Genomic DNA, 23851 nt, shown 5'->3' on the forward strand with positions numbered 1-23851 from the left:
ACGCCCGACCGCGCCGACGCGTCGGCGCGGTCGGGCGTGCTGGCCGAAGGGGATCCCGGCTCCGTCGGGGCGGCCAGCGCGTGCGGCGCCGCGCCGAACAGCCCGCCGATCACCGCCACGGCCACCGCGGTCGCCGTCCGCCTGCCATGTCCGAACTGCATGGGGCTCCCCTCCTGCGGCCTGGTCGGAGCCAGGCGATCCGGCCGAGCGGCCCCGAGCCCACCACCCCCGTGGTGAGGGTGTCAATGCGCGTGGCCATTGTGTCGGATTTGCCCGTTGTGATAGTCAAGACCTGTCCTTCCCTCGCGGGATCGAAGGGGACTCGTAAGGGTCTCGTGGGAGCCTCGCGGGGGTTTCCCGGAGGTCTCGCGGGGGTCTCGTGAGGGGCGCGCGGGGAACAGATCGTGACTCGGCGCACGTTTACCGGCCATACACGTCTGTGGCCCCGCCCGCTGGGTAGGGCTGGCTGTGACCTGTTCCCCTTCCATGGGAGGCGCCATCATGGCGGCATCCGCGCAGCTTCTTCTCTCCGCCCTTTCCAAACAGGCGGAGCCCGCCCCGCTGACCAGCGAGCCCCCGCTCGCGGAGGCGGGCGCGGGACCGCTCACCAGCGAGCCCCCGCTGGCCGACGCGGCACCCCTCACCAGCGAGCCCCCGCTCGCCGACACCGCGCCGCTGACCAGCGAGCCGACCGCGCCCGGCACGGCGGGCGGCACGGAGTACCCAGGAGTCTGAACAATCGAACAGTCGAACAGGAGTAGGTATGGGCTTGGCCAGGCTCGCCGAGCTGCACGGTGTCGCCACCGCGTACTCACCCTCCCCGGGCGTCACCGTCCCGGTCCCCGACGACACGGTCGTCTCCGTGCTCGCCGCCCTGGACGTCGACGCGTCCGGCCCCGCGGCGGTGGCGGAGGCGCTGAGCCGCGCCGAGTCCGCCGCCGCGAGCCGCCTGCTGCCCCCGACGGTGGTCCTGTGGGCCGACGGGGCGGGCGGCGCGACCGCCGCCGCCCCGCCGCCCGCCCTCGCCGCCCTGCCGCCCGGCACGACGCTCCGGGTGGAGACCGAGCGGGGCGGGACGGTGGAGCTGCCGCGCACCGCCCCGGACGACGCCGCCGCCGTATGGGCGCGGCTACCGCTCGGCGTCCACGTGCTGGCAGCCGAGGCCCCCGACGGCCGCGCGCGGCGCGCCACCTTGGTCCACGCGCCCGCCCGCGTCCCGCAGCCGCCCGCCCGCACCCACGGCTTCCTGGTCCAGCTCTACTCCCTCCTGTCCGCCCGCTCCTGGGGCATGGGCGACCTCGGCGACCTGGCCGAACTCGCCGGCTGGTCCGGCCGGGCCCTCGGCGCCGGTTTCGTGCAGATCAACCCGCTGCACGCCGCCGTACCCGGCGCCCCCACCGACCCCTCTCCGTACCGCCCCTCCTCGCGGAGCTTCCCCGACCCGGTGCATCTGCGGATCGAGGACGTACCGGAGTACGCGTACGTGCGCGGCGCCGACCGGGAGCGGCTCGACGCCCTCGTGGAGCGCGCGGCGCGGCTGCGGGCCTCGGTCCTGGAGAAGGACGCGCTGATCGACCGCGACGCCGTCTGGGAGCTGAAGCGCGCCGCCCTGGAGATCCTCGACACCGTTCCGCTCGGCCCCGGCCGCCGCGCCGCCTACTGCGACTTCCTGGCCGACCGGGGCACGGCCCTGGAGGACCACGCCACCTGGTGCGCCCTCGCCGAGACACACGGCCCGCGCTGGTCCCAGTGGCCCGCCGCGCTGCGCGACCCGCGCTCCCCGGAGACCGCCGAGGCCCGGCGGCTGCTGCGCGACCGCGTCGACTTCCACTCCCGGCTCGCCTGGCTGACCGACGAACAGCTCGCGGGCGCCTGCCGGGCCGCCCGGGAGTCCGGTATGGCCGTCGGGATCGTCCACGACCTCGCCGTCGGCGTCCACCCCGAGGGCGCGGACGCCTGGGCCCGCGGGGACGCCTTCGCCGCCGGCATGTCGGTCGGCGCCCCGCCCGACGCCTTCAACGCGCTCGGCCAGGACTGGGGGCTGCCCCCGTGGCGCCCCGACGCGCTGGCCGCGTCCGGTTACGCCCCGTTCCGCGACCTGCTCAAGAGCCTCCTGCGGCACGCGGGAGCGCTCAGGATCGACCATGTGATGGGCCTGTTCCGGCTCTGGTGGGTCCCCGAGGGGCGGCGCGCCACCGACGGTACGTACGTGCGGTACGACGCCGAGGCGATGCTCGCCGTCCTCGCCCTGGAGGCCCATCGCGCGGGCGCCGTCGTCATAGGGGAGGACCTGGGCACGGTCGAGCCCGGCGTCCGTGAGGCGCTGGAGCGGCGCGGAGTCCTCGGCACCTCCGTCCTCTGGTTCGAACGCGACTGGGAGGGCACGGGCCGCCCGCTCGCCCCCGAGACCTGGCGGGCCGGCTGCGTGGCCACCGCCACCACCCACGACCTGCCCTCCACCGCCGCCCGCCTCACCGGCGAGCACGTGGAGCTGCGCCACCGGCTCGGACTGCTCGGCCGCCCGCTGGAGCGGGAGCAGGCCGAGGACCGCGCCGAGGTCGCCGAGTGGCTCGCCGCGCTCACCCGGCTGGGGCTGCTCCCGGAGGGCGACGGCAGCGAGGAGGAGGACATCCGCGCCGTCTACCGCTTCCTGCTGCGCACCCCGGCCCGGATGGTAGGCGTCTGGCTCCCGGACACGGTCGGCGACCGCCGCCCGCAGAACCTCCCCGGCACCTGGGACCAGTACCCGAACTGGCGCCTGCCCCTCGCCGACGCCACCGGCCGCCCGACCACCCTGGAACAGCTCGCGGCCTCGCCCCGTCTGCACCGCCTGATGGACGTCCTGCGCCCGCGCTGACGCGGGCGCGGCACGGCTTGCGGCACCCCGGCCGCGCGGTCCGCCCGGCCATTCGCTACGTTTGCACCGTGGACAAGAAGAACGCTCTGCGCGCCGGGGCCCTGACGGCCGGTACGACGCTGATGATGCTGCTCATGACGTCCCCGGCGCTCGCGCTGACCCGCGACGACGGCGACGACCCGGGACCGGGCCTGAGCGTCGGCGAGACGCTGGGGCTGTTCGTCGTGGCTCCCCTGGTGATCTTCGCCGTCATCACCGGCCTGGTCATGGTTCTCGACAAGTCGCGCAAGCAGGACCACGGGCACGCCTGACCCACCGGTCCTCCGGACCAGCCGGTCCTCCGACGCGCCGGTCCTCCGACCGCCTGTCCTTCCGACCGGCTGTCCTCCGGCGCGCCTGTCTTCCGACCGCCGGTTCCACCGGCCACAGGTCCTTCCGGCCACCGGTCCTTCCGCGACCGCCCCGCACCTGAGGTGCCGGGCGGTCGTCCCCGTCGACCCGGGCGGTACGTCAGCCGGGCAGCCGCCAGAACTGGTTCGGGTTGCCCAGGCAGTCCCAGAGCGCCAGCTCCGTACCGTTCTCGGTGTTGCCCTGGGGGATGTCCAGGCACCGCCCCGAGCCGGTGTTCCTGAGGGCTCCGTCCGGCTGCGGCTCCCACTTCTGGGCGTCGGACCCGTTGCACTCCCACAGCCGTACGGGCGTGCCGTTCTGCGTGCCGCTCCACTCGACGTCCATGCACTTGCCCAGGGCCTTCAACTGGCCCTCGTCCGTCGCCTGCCAGCGCTGGGCGTCGGTGCCGTTGCAGGTCCACATCTGGAGCACCGTGCCGTCCTGCGGGTCGGAGTTGGCGATGTGCACGCAGGTGTCGTTCAGGCCCGTCAGCGGTCCCTCGACGGGGGCGGGTTCCTCGGGCGCCGGTTCCTCGGGTGCGGGCTCTTCCGGGAGCTTCACGTTCGAGGGGGAGGCCGAGGAGCCGGCCGTCCCGGGGGACTTGGAGGTGTCCGAGCCCTCGCGCATGAGGACGGCCGTCAGCGAGCCCGCGACGACGACGAGGACGGCGGCTGCCGCGCCCGCCCACCGGATGGCGCGGCGCCGGTCGCGACCGGGCGAAGCCCCGGCCGTCCCCGCGCCCGCGCCCGTACCCCCTGCCGTACCCGCTGCCGGGGCCAGCGCCGTCATCGGAGCGGTCCTGGGGGCCGTCGCGGCGCCGGCGAGGGTGACGTCCGCGGGCGTGAAGTCCGCGGGAGCGATGTCCGTGGGAGCGGAGTTCGACGCCACCGTTCGCGCCGGATCGGTAACAGGGCTCTCGGCCTCGGCCACGAGCGCGCGGTACACCTGGTTCTCGGTGAGGGAGGCCCGGACGTCGCACCGCCGGATGATCTCCGCCGGGTCGGGCCGGAGCGCGGGATCCGTGGCGACGCAGGCCGTGATCAGTTCCGCGACCCTGCTGTCCACACCGGTGAGGTCGATCTCGCCCTTCATACTGCGGTACACCACCGACGCCATGGTCGAACCGAACGGCGCCCGCCCGGTCGCCGCGTAGGCCATCGTGGCGCCGAGCGCGAACATGTCCGCGGCGGGCCCGACCGGCCCCTCGGTCATCGCTTCGGGCGCGGTGTAACCGAGGCTGCCCACCGTCTGTCCTGCCTGGGTCAGCACGGTGTGGTCCGTGGCGCGCGCGATGCCGAAGTCGATCAGCCGGGGACCGACGGACGACAGGATGATGTTCTGGGGCTTCAGGTCGCGGTGGCTGACCCCGCGCGCGTGCACATCCGCCAGCGCCTCCGCGAGCGCCGCGAACAGGAGCAGGCACACCTCCGCCGACAGCCCCTCCGCCGTCGGCACGGCCGCGCCGAGCGTGGGGCCGGACACGTACTCGGTCGCCAGCCAGTACGGCTTGGAGGTGACGTCGTAATCCACCAGGGCCGCCGTGTAGGCGCTGCGCACCCGGCCGACTGTCTCGACCTCGCGCCGGAAGCGGGTCAGTACGTCGGCGGACTGGGCGAAATCGTCCCTGACCACCTTCACCGCGAGCAGCCGGCCCCCTGGCGAACGTCCGAGGTACACCTGCCCCATGCCTCCGGCACCGATGCGCCCGAGAATGGTGTGGTGGCCGAGCTGGGTGGGGTCATGGGCACGAAGCTGGTTCACGGCGGGACCATCTCACATACCCTGTGGGGGAGTTGAACTGGGTATCGATCTGACGGCCGGGGCCCGGCCGTGACGGGCGAGGTCCGGCCGTGACGGGCGAGGTCTGGTCGGCGCTGACGCCCGCCAGAACCGCGACGTTCGCGGGGCGTCAGACGATGCGCGGGACGGCACCGGCGACGGTGGTGCTCCAGTTGGTGACGAGGGGCTTGTCGACGGTGGCGGTGTCGGGGAGCTTGACCTCGGCGGGGTCGGCGTCCTCTTCGGTCACGGAGATGATGAGGAATTCGAACTCCACGCCGCCGTCCGTGTTGGTGCTCTTGGGGCTGACACCGGTGTAGGCGACGGTGGAGCCGCTCAGCTTGATGGGGTCCTCACCGCCCTGGCCGACGGGGGAGGCGACGCCTTCGGGCTTGGAACCGAAGGAGACCTCGGGAGTGTTGACGTCCAGGTAGCAGGTGATGCCGGACTTGGCCTTGGCGGTGACGAGGTAGTAGCCACCGGCCTGGCTCTCCGAAGTGGCCGTGAAGTCCAGGTCGTTGGTGCCGCAGGACTGGCCGTAGCCGTCCTTCTTGTTGTCGTCGGTGGTGTCGCCGGAGCCGCCCGTGGAGGAGCCGCCCGTGGTCGAGCCGCCCGTGGAGGAGCCGCCCGTGGAGGCGGCGGAGGCGGTGGGAGCCGCGTCGATGTCGTCGGGGTCACAGGCGGTGGTGGTGGCGGCGAGGGCCGTCACGGCCGCGGCGGCCAGGACGAGGCGGGCGGAACGGGTGGCGAGACGCGAACGCATCTTGTATCTCCAGCGACTTGTCGGTTGCGGTGTTTCCTGCTGACACCGATCACACTAGGGCCGAGTCGATCCTGAAATGATCCCGTGCATGTCCGGGTTCTGTCCCACCGCTCCGGTTCCGCGAAAACGCCTCGGATCGCGGCCGATTGCAGCTCAGGGTGGCTGTCCGTGCCCAGGGTCCTGGCCCGTGCGCAGCGCGGCGGCGTAGCGCGCGTGACGGTCCGGACGGCCGTCGCGAACCGGCGGGGCCGCCCAACCGGCGGGCAGGTGTGGAAATCGCCTTTCGTGCCGCGCCCGTCGACGGTTAGTGTTTTCGGGCACGGCGAGTGACCCACGAGGAGTGAAAGACATGCCCGGTCGTCCGAGCGCGCGTTGACGTCGTAGGCCGTGATCGGCCCGTCATCGCGTGCTGCCCCTGAAGTCGCGGCACAGCGAGCCTTCTCCCGCCCGAACCGTCGGCGCCCCTGTGGGGTGCCGGGTGACGGGCCTCGTGGTGAGCGACCCCAGGGAATACTCCGTGCCGTCAGCGTCCCGTGCCGCATCCGAATCCTCACGGCCTGTTCCGCCAAGCCTCTGGCGGGACGGCGACTTCCGTAGGCTCTGGTTCGGCCAGACAGCTTCCCAACTGGGCGAACATGCCGCCCTGGTGATCGTTCCGCTCTTCGCCGTCCTGACCCTGCACGCCGACGCCGGTCAGTTGGGCGTCCTGCGCGCGGTGGGGCAGGCGCCGATCCTGCTGCTCTCGCTCTTCGTCGGCGCGTGGGTGGACGGGTGGCGCACCCGCACGGTCATGGTGCTGACGGACATCGGCCGGACCTTGGTACTGGGCGCCGCCGCCGTGGCCGGTCTGCTCGGCCGGCTCGGTCTGCCCGCGCTGCTCGTGGTGGCCTTCGCCGTCGGGGCGTTGTCGGTTTTCTTCGACGTGGCCTATCAGGCGTCCGTCGTACGGCTGGTGGAACGTGACCAGTTGGTGCGGGCCAACAGCGCGCTCGAAGGCAGCCGGTCGGCGGCCCAGATCGGCGGTCCCGCCCTCGGCGGCGCGTTGGTGTCGCTCCTGTCGGCGCCGGTCGCCGCCGCCTCCGGCGCGCTGTTCTTCGCGCTGTCGTTCCTGTCGATCCGGCGGATCCAGCGGACCGAATCGGTCCCGGAGCGCCCGGCACGTTCCCCCAGGGTCTGGCGGCGGATCCACGAGGGCCTCCGCTTCGTCGTCGGCGACGCCACGCTGCGAGCCGTGTGCCTCGCCTCGGGCGCCTTCCAGCTCTCCTTCGCGGCCATGATGACCGTCTACCTGATCTTTTTGCCCCGGGAACTGGGTCTGTCGGGCACCGCCGTGGGCCTGGTGCTCGCGGCGACGGGACCGGGCGCGCTCCTGGGCTCGGTCCTGGCCGCCCGGCTGCCGAGCAGGTTCGGCTACGGCGCGGTGCTCGTCTCGGCGGCGGCGCTCGGCGACGGCGTCTTCCTGTGCGTGGCCGCGCTGCACGACTCCTCCGCCATGACGGTTCCCGCGCTCCTCGCGGTGAGCTTCGTATGCGGGGCAGGCGGCCAGTTGGTGAATGTCACGGTCATGGCCGTCCGGCAGGCCGTCACCCCGGACGGCATGCAGGGGCGCGCGGCCGCGACCATCACGTTCGTCGGCATGGGGCTGACCCCGCTCGGCTCACTGCTCGGCGGATTCCTCGCGGAGGAGTGGGGCCTGCGCACGGCCCTCCTGGCGACGGCCGCGGCCATGCTGCTGTCCCCGGCGGCGATGGCCCTGTCCCCGCTCGCGCGGCTGGGACGGGCGCTCCCGGGCGGGCGGGACGCACCGCCGACGGCCTGAGGGCGACGAGACGGGCCACGGCGCCGACGGCCGCTCAGTCGAGACAGAACTCGTTGCCCTCGATGTCCCGCATCCCGAGGCACGACTCGTTGAAGCCATCGGCACGCAGCAGTCGCCCACGGACCGCGCCGAGCGGGATCAGCCGTGCGCACTCGGCCTCCAGCGCGGCCAGCCGCTCCTCACCCACGAGGCCCGTGCCGACCCGCACGTCGAGATGGACCCGGTTCTTGACGGTCTTGCCTTCGGGAACGCGCTGGAAGAACAGCCGTGGGCCCGCGCCCGTGGGATCAAGACAGGCGAACGCCGAACCCTGACGCTCAGGTGGCAGCGAGCGGTCGAAATCGTCCCACGTGGCACATCCCGCCGGGGGCGGCGGTACGACATACCCCAGCACCTCGCACCAGAAACGAGCGACGCGCTCGGGGTCCGCGCAGTCGAAGGTGATTTGGACCTGCCTGATCGATGCCATCGCGCCATCGTATGAGCGGGTGCGTCGTGCGCGGGCATCCTTTTTCGCGCCCCGGACCTCGCCTGGTCGGTAGCGGTTCCGCTCGTACGACTCCGCGGAGCGAACCCGCCGGTCCCGTCAGGACGTCGCGGGCAGTCGCCCTCCGAGCAGCTCCTCGGAGCGTTCCCACAGCCTGCGGGCCAGGCCGGGGTCGGCGGCCTGGGAGTTCTTCGGCCGCACGTCCTTGCGCTTGTAGTAGTACGCCCCCGGCCGCCAGTCCCTCCCCGGGGTGCTCTCGGCGAGCCACACGATCTGGTCCGCGCCCTGCTCGGGCGTGGACAACAGGACGCGGCCGATCACCGGTCTCGTGCCGAGGAAACGGACGGTACGCATGATCGGGCTGGTGGTGTCGGAGGCGAAGTTCGTCTCGATGTTGCCCGGGTAGAAGCAGGCCGCCGAGAGGCCGTCGGCGTGGTGGCGCCGGTGGAGTTCCGTCGTGAACAGGATGTTCTCCAGCTTCGACGCGCCGTACGCGCGGACCGGGTCGTAGTCGCGGTCGTGATCGAGGTCGTCCAGGTGGATCTCCTTGCTGAACCGCACCGTGCTGGAGGTCTGGAGCACCGAAGCCCGCGAGGCGATGAGCCTGTCCAGGAGCAGCCGCGTGAGCAGGAACGGCGCGAGATGGTTGACCTGGAACGTCTTCTCGAAGCCGTCCACGGTCTTCGTCCGGGTGCCGAAGACCCCGCCCGCGTTGTTGGCGAGCACGTCGATCCGCGGGTAGGCGGCGCGGAGTTCGGCGGCGAGCCGCTCGACGTCGTCGAAGCGGGTGAAGTCGGCGACGAAGCTGTCGGCCCCGAGTTCCGCGGCGACAGCGCGGGTCTTCTCGGCGGAGCGGCCCACGACGGCGACCGTATGCCCGTCCGCGTGCAGCTTCCGCGCCGCGGCTGCCCCGATGCCGTCACTCGCGCCCGTGACGACGATCACCTTTTTGTCGCTCATCGCTCATCGCTCCCTCTGTCGAGGCATGCCATCCCGTTCGTGGGACACGGTACCATTTTCGATTCATGGTGCCGTGGAGTGGAGTGGAGTGGTGTGGCGTGAGGTGGTGGTCCGGACCGGCCCGAGCGCGGCCGGGTACGCTCGGCTCCGTGCCCCGCAAGACGAAGAAGGCCCGTCGGCTGGTCGCCGACGGGCACGTGTACCTGTGGAGTATCCGGCACAGCCACCGGGTGCTGGACGACGGCCGGTCCGCGGACTGCCGCCAGACCCTCACACTGCACCCGCAGCCGCCCGGCACCGGCGGCTCCCTGCGCGTCGTCTTCGCCGACGGACCGGGCCGGTACGTACCGGGTGGAGCCCCCATGGGGTCCGGAGACGTGGGACAGGTCCGCGGCGCCTCCCTGAACCTGCACCGACCAGGCGCCGTCCGGGCCCTGCTCGACGCGGCGCTGGCCATCGGGTGGCGGCCGGGGGAGCGGCGGGCGGTGGAACTGGACGGCTGGCCCCTGCTGGACGCGGCGGACGCGGCCCGCGCCGGACGCGGCGAGCCCCGCCCGGACGGCGGACGCCCGGAGGGCGGACGGCGCCATGTGCCGGACGGGGCCTGAGGACTGGCCGGCTTCGGCGGAGGGCCCGGTGGCGGTTCGCGTCCCGGCCCGGCGACGCCCGCGCGCCGTACGGGGCCCGGCGACGCCCGCGCGCCGTAACGGGGCCCGGCGACGCCCGCGCGCCGTAACGGGGCGCACTCGCCGCGCCCACCGCACGGTCGGGATCAGTACGCGCCCCGGGCGTGCCCTGCGGGCATGGGACCCGTGGGCCGGGCCCGGCGACAGCCCACAGGTCGTCGCCGGGCCCGGCCCACGGGCACGCTACGCCGCCGCCTCGTCCGCCGCCTGGGCCCTCAGCGCGCGCTCCACGCCCGCGCGTGACTCCGAGATCAGCCTGCGCAGCGCCGCGTTCGGGCCCGCCGCCGCGAGCCAGGCGTCCGTGGCGTCCAGGGTGGCCTGCGAGACCTGGAGCGAGGGGTAGAGGCCGACCGCCACCTGCTGGGCCATCTCGTGGGAGCGGGACTCCCAGACGGCGGCGACCGCCGCGAAGTACTTCTCCGTGTACGGGGCGAGCAGCTCGCGCTGGTCGGTCTGGACGAAGCCGCCGATCACCGCCTCCTGGAGGGAGTTGGGCAGCTTGTCGCTCTCCACCACCGACGCCCACGCCTCGGCCTTGGCCTCGGCCAGCGGGCGGGCCGAGCGCGCGGCGGCGGCGTGGCGTTCGCCGGCGGCCGTGCGGTCGCGCTCGTACTCGGCGGTGATCTCCTCCTCGTCGTGCAGGCCCACCGCCGCCAGCCGCTGGACGAACGCCCAGCGCAGCTCGGTGTCGACGGCCAGGCCCTCGATCGTCTCCGTACCGTCCAGCAGCGCCTGGAGCAGGTCGAGCTGTTGCGGGGTGCGCGCCGTCGCGGCGAACGCCCGCGCCCACGCCAGCTGGTGGTCGCCGCCCGGCTCGGCCACCCGGAGGTGGGCCAGCGTGGCGTCCGTCCACCGGGTCAGCCCGGCCTCGCGCCACGCGGGCGCCGCGTACAGGTCGAGCGCCAGCTTCACCTGGCGGTGCAGGGACTGGACGACGCCGATGTCCGACTCCTTGGCGATGCCGGACAGCACCAGCTCCAGGTAGTCGCGCGTGGCGAGTTCGCCGTCGCGCGTCATGTCCCAGGCCGACGCCCAGGACAGCGCGCGCGGCAGCGACTCGGTGAAGTCGCCGAGGTGTTCGGTGACGACCCGCAGCGACTCCTCGTCCAGCCGGACCTTCGCGTACGACAGGTCGTCGTCGTTGAGGAGGACGACCGCCGGGCGCGGGGTGTTCGCCGGGAACGGCACCTCGGTGCGCGCGCCGTCCACGTCCAGCTCGATCCGGCTCGTACGGACCAGCTTGCCGTCCTCGCCCAGGTCGTAGCAGCCGACCGCGATCCGGTGCGGACGCAGGACGGGGGAGCCCTTCGCGCCCTCCGGCAGCGCCGGGGCCTCCTGGAGCACGGCCAGGGACGTCACATGGCCCGCGTCGTCCAGCTCGATCTCCGGACGCAGGATGTTGATCCCGGCCGTCTCCAGCCACGCCTTCGACCAGGTCTTCAGATCACGCCCGGAGGTCTCCTCCAGCGCGCCCAGCAGATCCGACAGGCGGGTGTTGCCGAACGCGTGCGCCTTGAAGTACGCCTGCACGCCCTTGAAGAACTCGTCCTGGCCGACATACGCGACGAGCTGCTTCAGTACAGAAGCGCCCTTGGCGTACGTGATGCCGTCGAAGTTGACCAGCACGTCGTCCAGGTCGCGGATCTCCGCCATGATCGGGTGCGTCGACGGCAGCTGGTCCTGCCGGTACGCCCAGGTCTTCATGGAGTTGGCGAACGTCGTCCACGAGTGCGGCCAGCGGGACTCCGGCGCGTACGCCAGGCAGGCGATCGACGTGTACGTGGCGAACGACTCGTTCAGCCACAGGTCGTTCCACCACTCCATGGTGACCAGGTCGCCGAACCACATGTGCGCCAGCTCGTGCAGGATCGTCTCGGCGCGCGTCTCGTACGCGGCGTCCGTCACCTTCGACCGGAACACGTACTGGTCGCGGATGGTCACCGCGCCCGCGTTCTCCATCGCGCCCGCGTTGAACTCCGGCACGAACAGCTGGTCGTACTTGGCGAAGGGGTAGTCGTAGGCGAACTTCTCCTGGAACCAGTCGAAGCCCTGCCGCGTCACCTCGAAGATCGCGTCCGAGTCGAGGTACTCGGCGAGCGAGGGCCGGCAGTAGATGCCGAGCGGCACGGACTGCCCGTCCTTCTCGTACGAGCTGTGCACCGAGTGGTACGGGCCCACGATCAGCGCGGTGATGTACGACGAGATGCGCGGCGTCGGCTCGAAGACCCAGGTGTGGTCGCGCGGCTCGGGCGTCGGCGAGTTCGAGACGACGGTCCAGCCGTCGGGCGCCTTCACGGTGAACTGGAAGGTCGCCTTCAGGTCGGGCTGCTCGAACGACGCGAAGACGCGCCGCGCGTCCGGCACCTCGAACTGGGTGTAGAGGTACGCCTGCTGGTCGACCGGGTCGACGAAGCGGTGCAGCCCCTCGCCGGTGTTCGTGTACGCGCACTCCGCGACGACCGTCAGCTCGTTGTCGCCCTCGTGCAGCCCGTCCAGCGCGATCCGCGCGTCCTTGAACGCCGCCGCGGCGTCCAGGGCGGTCCCGTTCAGCACGACCTCGTGCACGGCGGGAGCCACCAGATCGATGAACGTCCCGGCTCCGGCCTCCGCGCTCCGGAAGCGCACGGTCGTCGCGGACCGGAAGGGGCCCCCCTCCTGCGCGCCGGAGAGGTCGAGGTCGATCTCGTACGAATCCACGGTGAGCAGCTTCGCCCGCTGCTGCGCCTCTTCGCGGGTCAGATTGGTGCCGGGCACGCGGTCATCTCCTCGGTATGTCCTCGATCTGTGACGTTCGGGTTCATCCTTCCACGCGGGCGCCGGTGCAATGAGGTGGCTATCCAGGTAGCTATTCAGTGGCTGTCTGAGTGGCTGTCCGAGTGGCTATTAAGGTGGCCAGTCAAGTAGCTATGAAATTCCTACCCAGGTAGCATTGATGGCATGAAGATCAGTGTGAGTCTGCCGCAGGAGGACGTGGCTTTCGTCGACGAGTACGCGAAGAGAGCCGACGCCGAATCCCGGTCCGCCGTGATACACGCCGCGATCGAGCTGCTCCGTGCCGCCGAACTGGAAGCGGAGTACACGGAGGCGTTCGCGGAGTGGGACGGGAGCGAGGACGCCGTTCTCTGGGACCGGACTGTCGGGGACGGACTCGCCGATGCGTAGGGGCGACATCTTCCTCTGTGACCTGGAACCGAGCGGGGGCGGCGAGGCCAGCAAGGTCAGACCGGCCGTGATCGTCTCCAACGACGGCGCCAACCAGTCGGTCGGTCTCCATGGCAGAGGCGTGATCACTGTGGTGCCTCTGACCTCGAACACCTCGCGCGTTCTGACCTTCCAGGTCTTTCTCAGCGCGGACGAATGCGGGCTGGCCAAGGACTCCAAAGTCCAGTGCGAGCAGGTACGGGCCATCACCCCGGACCGGCTCAACGGCCGGGTCGGCTCCGTACCGCGCCAGCGCATGGCCGAGATCGACACGGCGCTCCGCCGGCATCTGGGGCTCTGACCTCCGCCTACGGTCGGGCGGCCCGGCACGAGGGGCGCGGTTCGTCGAAGCGTGAGGTCGTGGCCGTTGTTCCCGGCCGCCGTCCGGCGAAGGCTGGTCCCTATGGAACAAATAATCGAACAGTCGCCGGACCGGGGTGCCTTGGCGCCCGCCGTGCTCGCCGTGGCCGTCGCCACGTTCACCGTGGTCACCACCGAGATGCTGCCCGTCGGCCTGCTGACCACGCTCGGCGACGGGCTGGGCCTCAGCGACGGTACGGCCGGGCTCACCGTCACCCTGCCCGGCGTGGTCGCCGCCCTCGCCGCGCCCGTGCTGCCCGTCGCCGTGCGCCGCGCGGACCGGCGGAGCGTGCTCTGCGCGCTGCTGGCGCTGCTGGCCGGGGCCAATCTGCTCGCCGCGCTCGCGCCCGCCTTCGGCGTGCTGCTGGCGGCGCGGGCGCTGGTCGGGGTCTGCATCGGGGGCGTGTGGGCGGTGGCTGCGGGGCTGGGCGTCCGCCTCGTCCGCGCCGAGGACGCCGGGCGGGCCACCGCCGTGATCTTCAGCGGGATCGCCGTGGCCTCCGTGCTCGGTGTGCCGACCGGGACGCTGATGGGCACCCTGGCCGGCTGGCGCTGGACGTTCGCCGCGATGGCGGGGCTCGCCCTCGCGGTCGCCGCGTTACTCGCCCTGCTGCTGCCGCCGCTGCCCCCGCGCGGTGCCGTGCGCCCCGCCGAGATCGCCGGGCTGCTGCGGATCCCCGCGCTGCGGGCCGGGCTGCTCGCGGTCGCGCTCCTGGTCACCGGTCACTTCGCCGCGTACACGTACGTACGGCCCGCCCTGGAGCGGGTGCCGGCGATCAGCCCCGAGGCGGTCAGCGGGCTGCTGCTCGGGTACGGGGTCGCGGGCGTGGCCGGGAACTTCCTGGCCGGAGCGGTCGCCGCCCATACCCCGCGCCGGGCGCTGCTGACCGTCTCCGCGGTCCTGGCCGGGACCGTCCTGCTGACCGCGCGGGCCGGGGGCTCGCTCCCGGCCACGGTGACGCTGCTGGTGGTGTGGGGGCTGGCGTACGGCGGTGTCTCCGTCAGCGCGCAGAACTGGCTGATGGCCACCGTGCCCGCGCACCGCGAGGCGGGCTCCGCGCTCTTCGCCGGGATCTTCAACGCGGCGATCGCCCTGGGCGCGCTGGCCGGCGGCCGGGCCGCGGACCGCTTCGAGGTCGCCGGGGCGCTCTGGCTCGGCGGCACGCTCGCCGCGCTCGCGCTCGGGGCGGGCCTGGCGGGCCTGGCGGGGCGGCCGGGGGCCGGGCGGGAGCCGGGGCGCGGCTCACGTACGTACTGAGCGGCCCCGGACCCGGCCGTACTGAGCGGCCCCGGCCCCGTTTCCCGAGGCTCAGGCCGTCAGCTCGGCCGCCACCAGCTCCGCGATCTGGACGGCGTTCAGCGCCGCGCCCTTGCGCAGGTTGTCGCCGGAGACGAAGAGGGCGAGGCTGTTCTCGGCCGTCTCGTCGTCGCGGATCCGGCCCACGTACGAGACGTCCTGGCCCGCCGCCTGGAGCGGCGTCGGGATCTCGGACAGCGCCACGCCCGGCGCGTCCCTGAGCAGCTCGTACGCGCGCTCCACGCCGATCGGGCGGGCGAAGCGGGCGTTGATCTGGAGGGAGTGACCGGTGAAGACCGGCACGCGGACACAGGTGCCGGAGACCTTCAGCCCGGGGATCTCCAGGATCTTGCGGGACTCGTTGCGCAGCTTCTGCTCCTCGTCCGTCTCGAACGAGCCGTCGTCCACGACGGAACCGGCCAGCGGCAGCACGTTGAAGGCGATGGGGCGCCGGTAGACGGTCGGCTCGGGGAACTCGACGGCCCCGCCGTCGTGCGTGAGCCGGTCCGCCTCGGCCACGACCTTCTGCGCCTGCCCGTGCAGCTCGGCGACCCCGGCCAGCCCGGAGCCGGAGACGGCCTGGTAGGTGGTGGCGACCAGCGCGGTCAGCTCCGCCTCGTCGTGCAGCGGGCGCAGTACGGGCATCGCGGCCATCGTGGTGCAGTTCGGGTTGGCGATGATGCCCTTGGGGCGGTCCGCGACCGCGTGCGGGTTGACCTCGGAGACGACCAGCGGCACCTCGGGGTCGCGCCGCCAGGCGGAGGAGTTGTCGATCACGACGGCGCCCTGGGCGGCGACCTTCTCGGCGAGCGCCTTCGAGGTGGCGCCACCGGCCGAGAAGAGCACGATGTCGAGGCCCGTGTAGTCGGCCGTCGCGGCGTCCTCGACCGTGATCGCGCGGTCCTGCCACTCGATGACCGAGCCCGCGGAGCGGGCGGACGCGAACAGCCGCAGCTCGGCCACGGGGAAGCCGCGCTCGGCCAGGATGCTGCGCATGACCGTGCCGACCTGACCGGTGGCTCCGACGATTCCGACCTTCACTGAGGCTCCTTCGCTCACGGCTGTGCCCGTACCTGTTCGCTGTGCCCGTACCTGTTCGGGGCGCGTTCCCGGACGCGGTTGTGGGGGACCACGTCCCCTCATCATGCGTCTGTCCCCGGCCCGCTTGTCCAATCCACTGTCCAAGGGCCGGGACACGGAAGGGCGGGCGCCCCGGTGGACGCCCGCCCCGATCACCGCGTGCCGTCACCGGCCGTCACCGGCCGGTCCCGGCGGTTACGGTGTGACGCTCTCGATGATCACGCTGCCGGTGCCCGCCGCCGTACCGCGCGCGTTCACCAGCTTCACCTCGCCGAAGAACTGCCGGCCCGCCGGGGCCGCGCTGTTCACCAGGATCTCGGCCGAGACCTTCGCCGTGCCGCCGCTCGCGATCTTCACCGGCCCGGTGCCGGTCGTGACCTCGCCGAGCGACGCCGAGTAGTAGACGTCCCGGTAGTCGTACGCCGTCGACCCGGCCGGGACCGAGTAGGCGTCGACGACGATCTCGTACGTACCGGCGGCCGGGTTGGCCAGGCTGACCCGCTCGTCCGACGAGGCGGTGGTGGACTGGCCGACCACGACCCCGTTCCGTACGACGTAGAGGTCCAGGTCGGCGGCCGGGTCCGCGGTGTTGCCGATGGTGATGTCGAGCCGCTCGACGCCCGCGCCGATGGTCACGGTCGACACCTGCTCCTCACCGTCCGCGATCGTCGGACGGGCGACCTTCGCCGAGCCCAGCGAGCCGCCGGCCAGCGTGCCGTCGATGGCGGCGAAGCTGTTGGTGACGTTCCAGGAGACCGGCGAGGGAGTGCCGATCTTCGCCTCGGGCAGCGTGGTGACCGCCGGGTCGAAGGCGGTGCCCAGGACCGACACCTCCAGCGTGTAGGGGTTGTCGAGCAGCGGCGACGTACGGCGCGCCTCGACCTCGACCTCCCAGACGCCCGGCAGCGGATCCGGGTACGAACGGACGTCCGGACGGCAGGTGTTGGCCGGGTTCGAGTAGTTCGGGTAGCAGTTGACCGTGGAGCTGTTCTCGATCTGCTTGCCGTACGGGTGGAGCGTGATGAACCGGGTCTGGCTGTCCTTGGCGAGTCCGCCGAGCGCCACCTCCAGGGTCTTCGCGCCCTCCGGGACGGTGATGAAGTACGACTTCGAACTGTTGCGCTGTACGGAGTTCTTCTCGGAGAACGCGTACGACGGCTTCGCCAGCGGCTTCGCGACGACCACGGTGGCGAGGATCTGCTTGTCCACGCCCTGCGTACGCGGGTCGTCGACCTCCAGGATCGCGCTGTGGGTCCCGGCGGAACCGGGCTTCGCCTGGACCTTCACGGTCACCGGCCGGTTCAGCGGCAGCTTGACCTTGTCGCTGCCGAGCAGCTTGTAGGTGCCGTCGTTGTACTTCCACTTCAGCCGGTGCTCGACGGCGCCCGCCTTGCCCGTGGTGCGGGTGACGACGACGTCGTACGTACGGCTCTGGCCGGCCTTCAGGCCGCCCTCGCGGTCGTACACGCCCGTGCCGAAGCCGGGGTCCTTCAGGTACTGGTCGAGCGTGGTGCTGACCGGCGCCTTGACCGCGAACTCGTTGACGTCCGTGCCCGAGGCCCGCTGGATGGCCTTCCACGCGTCGACGATGTCGATCAGGCCGGAGCCCTGCTCGTGCGCCTGGACGCCGGAGATCTTGGTGGCGGTGCTGGTGAGCGCCGTCCGCAGCCGTGCCGGGGTGAGGCTGATCTTCTTCTGCTTGGCGGCGGAGAGCAGCAGCGCGCTCGCGCCCGCGACCTGCGGCGAGGACATCGAGGTGCCCTGCAGCATGGAGTAGCCGGCGGGCAGCTGGTAGCCCGCCTCGGCGACCGGACCGCCGGGCTGCCAGGTCGGGGTGGTGTTGATGGCGGCGCCGGGGCCTGTGATGGTCGGCGTGAAGCCGCCGTCCTCACGCGGACCGCGCGAGGAGAAGGGCATCATCGCGTACTTCTTGGTCACGCCGGAGCCGTAGTTGGCGGCCCAGGTGTCCTTGGAGATCGCGGCGCCGACCGAGACGACCTTGTCGGCGAGGCCCGGGTCACCGATGGTGTTGAGGCCGGGGCCGTCGTTGCCCGCCGAGATCACCAGCTGGACACCGTAGGTGTCGATGAGCCGCGTGTACATCTGCGCGCGGGCGTTGTTGCCGTCGTTGAGGGTCGGCAGGCCGCCGATCGACATGTTGACGATGTCGACACCGCGGTTGACGACGAGGTCGATCATGCCCTCGGTGAGCGCGATGTTGGTGCAGCCGCCGCTCCAGGTGCAGGCGCGCGAGGAGACGATCTTGGCGCCGGGGGCGGCGCCGTTCATCGCGCCGCCGAACAGGCCGTTGGCGGCGGTGATCCCGGCGACGTGGCTGCCGTGCGCGCCCTCGACCACACCGATGCTGACGTAGTCGGACTTCGCGCCGGCCGCGTTGTAGACGACGTCCTTGCGGACCTCGACGGTGAAGGGGATACGGGTGGCGACCTTGCTGGACGGGTCCTGCTCACCGAAGTAGCCGACCTGGAAACCGTCCTTGTACGGCTTCATCGGCACGCTGTCGGTGAAGTCGCCGTCGTTGTCCAGGTCGACCCTGACGGTCCCGTCGGCCGGGTTGTAGAGCACGCCCCAGACGTCGGTGGTGGTGCCGTTGCGGTTGAGGTCACCGGCCATCTCGCCGCCCAGGGTGGCGGATTCGGCGAAGGTGGTGAACCTGTACGAGCCGGCGGGTGCCTTCCAGGTACGCCCGGCCGCCGTGAAGACGGGGCCGGTCACCGAGGTGTTCATCCGCAGCCAGGTGCCGTCGCCGTCGGAGACCGGGTCGGTGGCGGTCACCCAGTCGACGATCTTGCGCTCACCGGTGCTGGTCTTCTGGAGCGCCGGGTGGGCGATGTCCACCCCGGAGTCCAGGACGCCGATGGTGACCCCGCGGCCGTCGGCCTTGGGGTTCTTCTTGACGAAGTCCACCGCGCCGGTCTCGAAGGACGGGTTGTACGGGTTCTTCGCCGAGGTCTTCCGGTCCGGCGCCGGGTAGAGCTTGACGCCCGGGTTCTTCTTGTCCGTGCCCTTCGCGCCCTTCGCGGTGTCCGCGCCGGGCGTCGGGTCGTCCAGCATGATCTCCTGCTTGAGATCGATGCCCTGGACCGAGGAGAGCTTCTGGGCCGCCAGGATCGCGGCCTCCGCCTTGGCGGTGGGGAGCGTGGCGCGTACGTAGCCGAGCTTGTCGTACGTCTTGCCGACCACGGAGCCCTCGACGGCGTCCAGTTGGCCCGCGACCTGCTGGGTGGCCCCGGGGGTGGTGGCGACCATCATGGTGACGTTCTTCTCGCCCTCGGCCTTGGCCTTGGCGAGCAGATCCGCGTCGGCCGTGTCCAGCTTGCCGGGGTCGGCGGCCGATTTCACGGGCGCGGGAACCGTGGGGGTGTCGGCGCGCGTCGCGGAGAGCGCGGGCGCCGCACCGGAGGCGATCAGCGCTGCCACCAGCCCGGCCGCGGCCGTCACCCTGGCCACGCGTCTCGGCCCGGATATGGAGCTGTCGGATTCGGAGGTCATCAGCATCCTGTTCGGTGAAAAGACAGTCCGGATTTCGGTACCGGCTGACCGGTCAGCTTTTCCTACGAACCAGGGATTTGTGGAGGGTTGCCGGGCACGGGATGCGGTCATGGCGGAGATCCGCCATGGCGCGAGGCGCGCCACTGGGAATCAACCCGCCCAAAACGGCGCGGAATCAGCCCGGAAGCCCTCCGCTGACGACGAGTTCGGGCCACCGGCACCCCTCGGCCCACCGGCGCTCCTCGGGCCACCAGCACCTCTCGGGCCCCCGGCGCTCCTCGGGCCACCAGCACCTCTCGGGCCCCCGGCGCCCCTCGCGCCCCTGAGCGGCCGGAAGGTGACGAACCCTCCGGAGCGCGACCGGGCATGAGGCCGCGGGCGGCCCCGCGACGGCCGCCCGCACTCCCGTACCGCCCCGGATCATCTGGGCAGGACCACCACCCGCGCCGCCGGATCGCGGTCGTCCGCCGCCAGCAGCGCCGTGCGCACCACCGTCGCCTGCTGTTCGAGCGATTCGCGCAGCTTCTTCGGCGTCAGATGCACGACCGTGATGCCCAGCCGCTCCAGATGCTCGCGCTTGCGCACGGCGGCCGACCACTGCTCGTCGTCCTCCTCCTCGTCCCACCGGCCGGCCTGCCGGGGCGCGCGGGTGTCCAGCTCGACCGCCACCGAACGCTCCGGCCAGTAGGCGTCCACCGCGCCCAGTCGCGGCCCGTCCGGCAGCCGCAGATCCACGTTCCACACCGGCTCCGCCAGACCGTACGTCCGCACCAGCTCGTACAGCCGCCCCTCGGCCAGGCTGCGGCCCTCCGCCAGCAGCGCGTCCACCGCGTCGACCACGTACGGGCGCACCAGCAGCCCCGACTGGTTCAACTCCCGCACCACCACGGTCGGCTCGCAGTGTCCGTCCCGCACCGCCTCGGTCAGCAGCGCCACCACCGAGTCCGCGTCGGACAGCTGCGCCACCGCGTCCGCCACCGCGCGCGCGACGGGCGCCACCGGCAGATCGCCGATCAGCTCGGGCCGGGGCAGGGCGTGCGCCCGGATCAGCCGGGCGTACCCGGCGGACCGCAGCCGCCGGGTACGGGGGACGAGCACGTCGATCCGCTCCGCCGCGACCGGCGGCGGAGCGGACTCGGTGAAGCCGTGCAGCGCCAGCGCGGCCAGCCCCGTGATCATCGCCGAGCCGTACGGGGCCGACGCCGCCCGGCCACCGCCCCCGGCCGCGCCGGACGCGGGGCGCGGCCCCGGCTGGGCCGGGACGTCCCGGCCGCTCGCCGCGCCGGGCCGCCCCGCGTACAGCAGCGCCCCGCGCAGCCGCTCCTCGGCGGTCGGGGTCCCGGTGTGCAGCAGATAGACGCCGGGCAGCAGATGCCGCCAGGAGCCACCGGGCCTGCACAGGGCGGCGGCCCGGCCGGCCGGGACGCCGTAGGCGCGCAACTGCGCGAGCGAGAGCACCCGGCCGCTCGCGTCGTCGGAGAGACGGCTGAGAGGGAGCGGGAGGCCGAGGGGGCGGAGGGAGACCGGGGTGTTGTTCTTCATGTCCCGGGATCTGCCCCGCCGCCCCCACTCCTCAACCCCTGTAACCGATTCGTCGACAAAACCGGACAAGCTCGTACTAAAGTAAGTGCGTTCGACTGCCGATCACACAGCCCGCCCCCAGGCCCGGTCCGAGGCTGAAGACGGGCTGATCGGATCTGGGGCGTGTTGCGAAAGTCCCGCCTGGCCCGCGACGCCCGGCACGCACGCTCGCCGCGTTGTCGGAGTCGTCCGAGTACGTCCAGTACGAGGACGATCCTCCGCCTTGCGGGAGCGCTCGGCATCCGAAGGACGCGTCAACGCCGAGGCGGAGGGAGCGAAGCGAGCGCAGCGCACCGGACGCCGCCGGGCCCGCCCTCCGGGCGGACGGCGCTACTTTCGCAACACGCCCTAACGGCTCGCCGCGTCGCACTCCTGTCCGCGCAGCCCGCGCGCCAGGTCGTCGGCCGCCTCCAGCACCAGCCGACGCAGCGCCGGTGCCGCGTTCCGGTGGCCCTCCAGCCAGCTGTCGGCCGCCTCCAGGGCGCCTCGGCCGTCCTGGAGCCCCGGGAACAGACCGCGCACCACGTCGATGCCGATCTGGATCGAACGCTCCGTCCACACCCGGTCGATCGCCTCGAAGTACCGGGCGGCGTACGGCGCGATCAGCTCCCGCTGGCCCGGCTGGACGAAGCCGCCGATGGCCGCGCCGACCAGCGCGTTCGACAGGGCGTCCGACTCGACGACCTGCGCCCAGACCTGCGCCTTGACCGCGGCCGATGGCCGGGCCGCCATGCAGCGCACCTCGTGGCGCTTGCCCGACGCGGTGTCGTCGCGGGCCAGTTCGGCGCCGATGGCGCTCTCGTCGGCCAGCCCGTGCGCGGCCAGCGGCTCCAGGAAGGCCCAGCGCAGCTCCTGGTCGACGCTCAGCCCGTCGATCTTCGCGGTCCCGTCCAGCAGCCCGCGCAGCAGCTGGAAGTCCGCGTCCGAGGTCGCGACCGAGGCGAAGAAGCGGGCCCACGCCAGCTGGTGCTGGCTGCCGGGCTCCGCGTACCGCAGCTCGCGCAGCGCGCCCTCGGCGAGCAGCCGCCCGCCCTCCTCGCGCCAGTCGGGCGCGGCGTAGTGGACGAGGGCCGAGCGGGCCCACGCGTGCAGCATCTGGAGGACGCCGATGTCCGTCTCGCGGCCCGCGTGGGTCAGGACGAGCGCCATGAAGTCCCGGGCGGGCATGAGCGCGTCACGGGTCAGGTTCCACATCGCCGACCAGCACAGGGCGCGCGCCAGCGGGTCGGAGAGGTCGCCGAGCCGGTCGCGCAGGGTGTCCAGCGACGCCGGGTCGAAACGGATCTTGCAGTACGTCAGGTCGTCGTCGTTGACGAGCACGAGGTCGGGGCGCTCGGCCCCGGTCAGCTCCCCGACGACCGAGCGCGGCCCCTCGATGTCCGTCTCGGCGCGCGCGAACCGTTCGAGGCCGCCGTCGGGCAGCCGCCGGTACAGCCCGACGGCCACCCGGTGCGGACGCAGCGTCGGGTGGGAGGCGGCGGCCTCCTGGATCACGGCCAGCTCGGTGACGCGGCCGTCCGCGTCGTACATGACCTGCGGGGTCAGCGAGTTGAGCCCGGCGGTCTCCAGCCAGGACCGCGACCAGGCCGTCAGGTCGCGCCCCGAGGTCTCCTCCAGCACGGAGAGCAGGTCCCCCAGCCGGGTGTTGCCGTACGCGTGGCGCTTGAAGTAGCCGCGGGCGCCCGCCAGGAACGCGTCCCGGCCGACGTACGCGACGAGCTGCTTGAGCACCGAGGCGCCCTTGGCGTACGTGATGCCGTCGAAGTTCAGCTTCGCGTCCTCCAGATCACGGATGTCGGCCGTGACGGGATGGGTGGACGGCAGCTGGTCGGCGCGGTACGCCCAGGACTTGCGGTTGTTGGCGAAGGTGGTCCAGGCGCCGGTGAAGCGCGTCGCCTCCACGAGCGCGAAGACCCCCATGAAGTCGGCGAAGGACTCCTTCAGCCACAGGTCGTCCCACCACTCCATGGTGACCAGGTCGCCGAACCACATGTGCGCCATCTCGTGCAGGAGCGTGTTCGCCCGGCGCTCGTACGCGGCCTGGGTGACCTGGCCCCGGTAGATGTACTCCTCGCGGAAGGTCACCAGGCCCGGGTTCTCCATCGCGCCGAGGTTGTACTCGGGCACGAACGCCTGGTCGTACTTCCCGAACGGGTACGGGTAGTCGAAGTTGTCGTGGAAGAAGTCCAGCCCCTGCTTGGTCACCAGGAAGATGTCGTCCGCGTCGAAGTGCCGGGCCAGGCCCTTGCGGCACATCGCGCCGAGCGGGATCTCCAGGACCGTGCCGTCGTCGAACGTGCGGCGGTAGGAGTCGGTCACGTAGTGGTAGGGACCGGCGACGACGGCCGTGATGTACGTCGAGATCGGCTTCGTCTCCGCGAACCGCCAGCCCCCGTCGGTCAGCGTGCCCGCGCCGTTGCTCCACACCGTCCAGCCCTCGGGCGCGCTCACCTCGAAGCGGTAGGGGGCCTTCAGATCGGGCTGCTCGAAGTTGGCGAAGACCCGGCGGGCGTCGGCAGGCTCGTACTGCGTGTAGAGGTAGACCTCGCCGTCCTCCGGGTCGACGAAGCGGTGCATGCCCTCGCCGGTCCGGCTGTAGGCGCACTGCGCGTCCACCACCAGGACGTTCTCCGCGCCCAGGTCCTCCAGCGCGATGCGCGACCCGTCGAAGACGGCGGCCGGGTCGAGGTCGGTTCCGTTCAGCGTCACGGCGGTCACGCTCGGCGCGATCAGGTCGGCGAAGGTGGCCACGCCCGGATCCGCGCAGCGGAAGCTGATCGTCGTCACCGAACGGAACGTCCGGGGTCCGTCGTCCGCCCCGGCGTCCCCGACCGCCGACCGCAGGTCGAGGAAGACCTCGTACCCGTCTACGGACAGCAGGCGGGCCCGCTCACGGGCCTCGTCACGGGACAGGTTCTCACCGGGCACGGTCACTCCTTCTCGGCTCTCGTTCATGGCTTGTTCGGCAGCCGGGACGATCCTCGCACGCGCCGCTGACACGACGGGCGCGGGAATGTCCCCGGCGGTGTGCGGCGTTTGCCCGGTGAGGTGCGTACGCAGCCCTGATCCGGGCCGACC

General features: G+C 72.3%; 17 protein-coding genes. 8 read left to right on the plus strand and 9 right to left on the minus strand.

Going from position 1 to position 23851, the window contains the following annotated elements; genetic code table 11:
- The first annotated feature begins 501 nt into the window (after positions 1-501).
- The 3 genes from DVH02_RS02035 (at position 502) to DVH02_RS02045 (ending at position 3168) form a co-directional block, all read left to right on the plus strand.
- Positions 502-735, plus strand: coding sequence for a hypothetical protein (locus tag DVH02_RS02035; RefSeq protein ID WP_114621916.1), 234 nt, complete (start codon positions 502-504; stop codon positions 733-735).
- 28 nt (positions 736-763) lie between these two features.
- On the plus strand, positions 764-2857 hold the full coding sequence (gene malQ, locus DVH02_RS02040) for a 4-alpha-glucanotransferase (RefSeq protein WP_114621917.1): 2094 nt from the start codon (positions 764-766) through the stop codon (positions 2855-2857).
- Between the two features lie 68 nt (positions 2858-2925).
- On the plus strand, positions 2926-3168 hold the full coding sequence (locus tag DVH02_RS02045) for a hypothetical protein (protein ID WP_114621918.1): 243 nt from the start codon (positions 2926-2928) through the stop codon (positions 3166-3168).
- Between the two features lie 199 nt (positions 3169-3367).
- Here DVH02_RS02045 and DVH02_RS02050 read toward each other — a convergent pair whose 3' ends face one another.
- Both DVH02_RS02050 and DVH02_RS02055 read right to left on the minus strand, forming a co-directional pair.
- Entirely contained in the window at positions 3368-5008 is a 1641-nt protein-coding gene (locus tag DVH02_RS02050; RefSeq protein ID WP_147285985.1) for a serine/threonine-protein kinase, read from the minus strand.
- A gap of 148 nt (positions 5009-5156) precedes the next feature.
- Positions 5157-5789 carry a DUF4232 domain-containing protein gene (locus DVH02_RS02055; protein WP_114621920.1) on the minus strand — a complete coding sequence of 211 codons (633 nt, stop codon included), beginning with the start codon at positions 5787-5789 and terminating at the stop codon, positions 5157-5159.
- A gap of 517 nt (positions 5790-6306) precedes the next feature.
- On the opposite strand from DVH02_RS02055, the gene DVH02_RS02060 reads away from it, so the two are divergent.
- A complete protein-coding gene (locus tag DVH02_RS02060) occupies positions 6307-7608 on the plus strand; it encodes an MFS transporter (RefSeq protein WP_114621921.1) in 1302 nt (433 codons plus the stop codon).
- 34 nt (positions 7609-7642) lie between these two features.
- Here DVH02_RS02060 and DVH02_RS02065 read toward each other — a convergent pair whose 3' ends face one another.
- Positions 7643-8077, minus strand: coding sequence for a VOC family protein (locus DVH02_RS02065; protein WP_114621922.1), 435 nt, complete (start codon positions 8075-8077; stop codon positions 7643-7645).
- 117 nt (positions 8078-8194) lie between these two features.
- On the minus strand, positions 8195-9055 hold the full coding sequence (locus DVH02_RS02070; RefSeq protein ID WP_114621923.1) for an SDR family NAD(P)-dependent oxidoreductase: 861 nt from the start codon (positions 9053-9055) through the stop codon (positions 8195-8197).
- A gap of 149 nt (positions 9056-9204) precedes the next feature.
- Between DVH02_RS02070 and DVH02_RS02075 the strand changes: the two genes are divergently transcribed.
- Positions 9205-9663, plus strand: a complete 459-nt coding sequence (locus DVH02_RS02075) for a hypothetical protein (protein ID WP_233517991.1) — start codon at positions 9205-9207, stop codon at positions 9661-9663.
- 261 nt (positions 9664-9924) lie between these two features.
- Here DVH02_RS02075 and pepN (DVH02_RS02080) read toward each other — a convergent pair whose 3' ends face one another.
- The gene (pepN, locus tag DVH02_RS02080; protein WP_114621924.1) at positions 9925-12495 is read right to left on the minus strand and encodes an aminopeptidase N; all 2571 of its coding nucleotides are present in this window, start codon (positions 12493-12495) and stop codon (positions 9925-9927) included.
- 183 nt (positions 12496-12678) lie between these two features.
- On the opposite strand from pepN (DVH02_RS02080), the gene DVH02_RS02085 reads away from it, so the two are divergent.
- The 3 genes from DVH02_RS02085 to DVH02_RS02095 all read left to right on the plus strand — a co-directional run bounded on the left by DVH02_RS02085 (position 12679) and on the right by DVH02_RS02095 (position 14560).
- A complete protein-coding gene (locus DVH02_RS02085; RefSeq protein WP_114621925.1) occupies positions 12679-12903 on the plus strand; it encodes a ribbon-helix-helix domain-containing protein in 225 nt (74 codons plus the stop codon).
- Positions 12896-13243, plus strand: a complete 348-nt coding sequence (locus DVH02_RS02090) for a type II toxin-antitoxin system PemK/MazF family toxin (RefSeq protein ID WP_114621926.1) — start codon at positions 12896-12898, stop codon at positions 13241-13243. The genes DVH02_RS02085 and DVH02_RS02090 overlap by 8 nt, the downstream gene beginning before the upstream one ends.
- Positions 13244-13345: 102 nt before the next feature.
- Positions 13346-14560 (plus strand): MFS transporter, encoded by a 1215-nt coding sequence (locus DVH02_RS02095; RefSeq protein ID WP_114621927.1) that lies wholly within the window; start codon positions 13346-13348, stop codon positions 14558-14560.
- 51 nt (positions 14561-14611) lie between these two features.
- On the opposite strand, the gene DVH02_RS02100 is transcribed toward DVH02_RS02095, so the two are convergent.
- The 4 genes from DVH02_RS02100 to pepN (DVH02_RS02120) form a co-directional block, all read right to left on the minus strand.
- Positions 14612-15640 carry an aspartate-semialdehyde dehydrogenase gene (locus DVH02_RS02100; protein ID WP_114621928.1) on the minus strand — a complete coding sequence of 343 codons (1029 nt, stop codon included), beginning with the start codon at positions 15638-15640 and terminating at the stop codon, positions 14612-14614.
- Positions 15641-15874: 234 nt separating this feature from the next.
- Positions 15875-19198, minus strand: a complete 3324-nt coding sequence (locus DVH02_RS02105; protein WP_199566136.1) for a S8 family serine peptidase — start codon at positions 19196-19198, stop codon at positions 15875-15877.
- 414 nt (positions 19199-19612) lie between these two features.
- Positions 19613-20734: a hypothetical protein gene (locus DVH02_RS02115; protein WP_114621930.1), complete on the minus strand. Its 1122-nt coding sequence runs from the start codon at positions 20732-20734 to the stop codon at positions 19613-19615.
- A 387-nt stretch (positions 20735-21121) separates the two neighbouring features.
- Positions 21122-23701, minus strand: coding sequence for an aminopeptidase N (pepN, locus tag DVH02_RS02120; RefSeq protein WP_114621931.1), 2580 nt, complete (start codon positions 23699-23701; stop codon positions 21122-21124).
- Between the last annotated feature and the right edge of the window lie 150 nt (positions 23702-23851).

This window comes from Streptomyces corynorhini (assembly GCF_003346515.1).
GTDB classification, from domain to species: Bacteria; Actinomycetota; Actinomycetes; order Streptomycetales; family Streptomycetaceae; genus Streptomyces; species Streptomyces corynorhini.

What these genes read in the sequence shown, in the direction of transcription:
- DVH02_RS02085 (WP_114621925.1), top strand. Translation starts at nt 12,679, where the DNA reads ATGAAGATCAGTGTGAGTCTGCCGCAGGAGGACGTGGCTTTCGTCGAC.
- DVH02_RS02070 (WP_114621923.1), bottom strand. Translation starts at nt 9,055, where the DNA reads ATGAGCGACAAAAAGGTGATCGTCGTCACGGGCGCGAGTGACGGCATC.
- DVH02_RS02065 (WP_114621922.1), bottom strand. Translation starts at nt 8,077, where the DNA reads ATGGCATCGATCAGGCAGGTCCAAATCACCTTCGACTGCGCGGACCCC.
- DVH02_RS02090 (WP_114621926.1), top strand. Translation starts at nt 12,896, where the DNA reads ATGCGTAGGGGCGACATCTTCCTCTGTGACCTGGAACCGAGCGGGGGC.
- DVH02_RS02105 (WP_199566136.1), bottom strand. Translation starts at nt 19,198, where the DNA reads ATGCTGATGACCTCCGAATCCGACAGCTCCATATCCGGGCCGAGACGC.
- DVH02_RS02055 (WP_114621920.1), bottom strand. Translation starts at nt 5,789, where the DNA reads ATGCGTTCGCGTCTCGCCACCCGTTCCGCCCGCCTCGTCCTGGCCGCC.
- malQ (WP_114621917.1), top strand. Translation starts at nt 764, where the DNA reads ATGGGCTTGGCCAGGCTCGCCGAGCTGCACGGTGTCGCCACCGCGTAC.
- DVH02_RS02095 (WP_114621927.1), top strand. Translation starts at nt 13,346, where the DNA reads ATGGAACAAATAATCGAACAGTCGCCGGACCGGGGTGCCTTGGCGCCC.
- DVH02_RS02035 (WP_114621916.1), top strand. Translation starts at nt 502, where the DNA reads ATGGCGGCATCCGCGCAGCTTCTTCTCTCCGCCCTTTCCAAACAGGCG.
- DVH02_RS02115 (WP_114621930.1), bottom strand. Translation starts at nt 20,734, where the DNA reads ATGAAGAACAACACCCCGGTCTCCCTCCGCCCCCTCGGCCTCCCGCTC.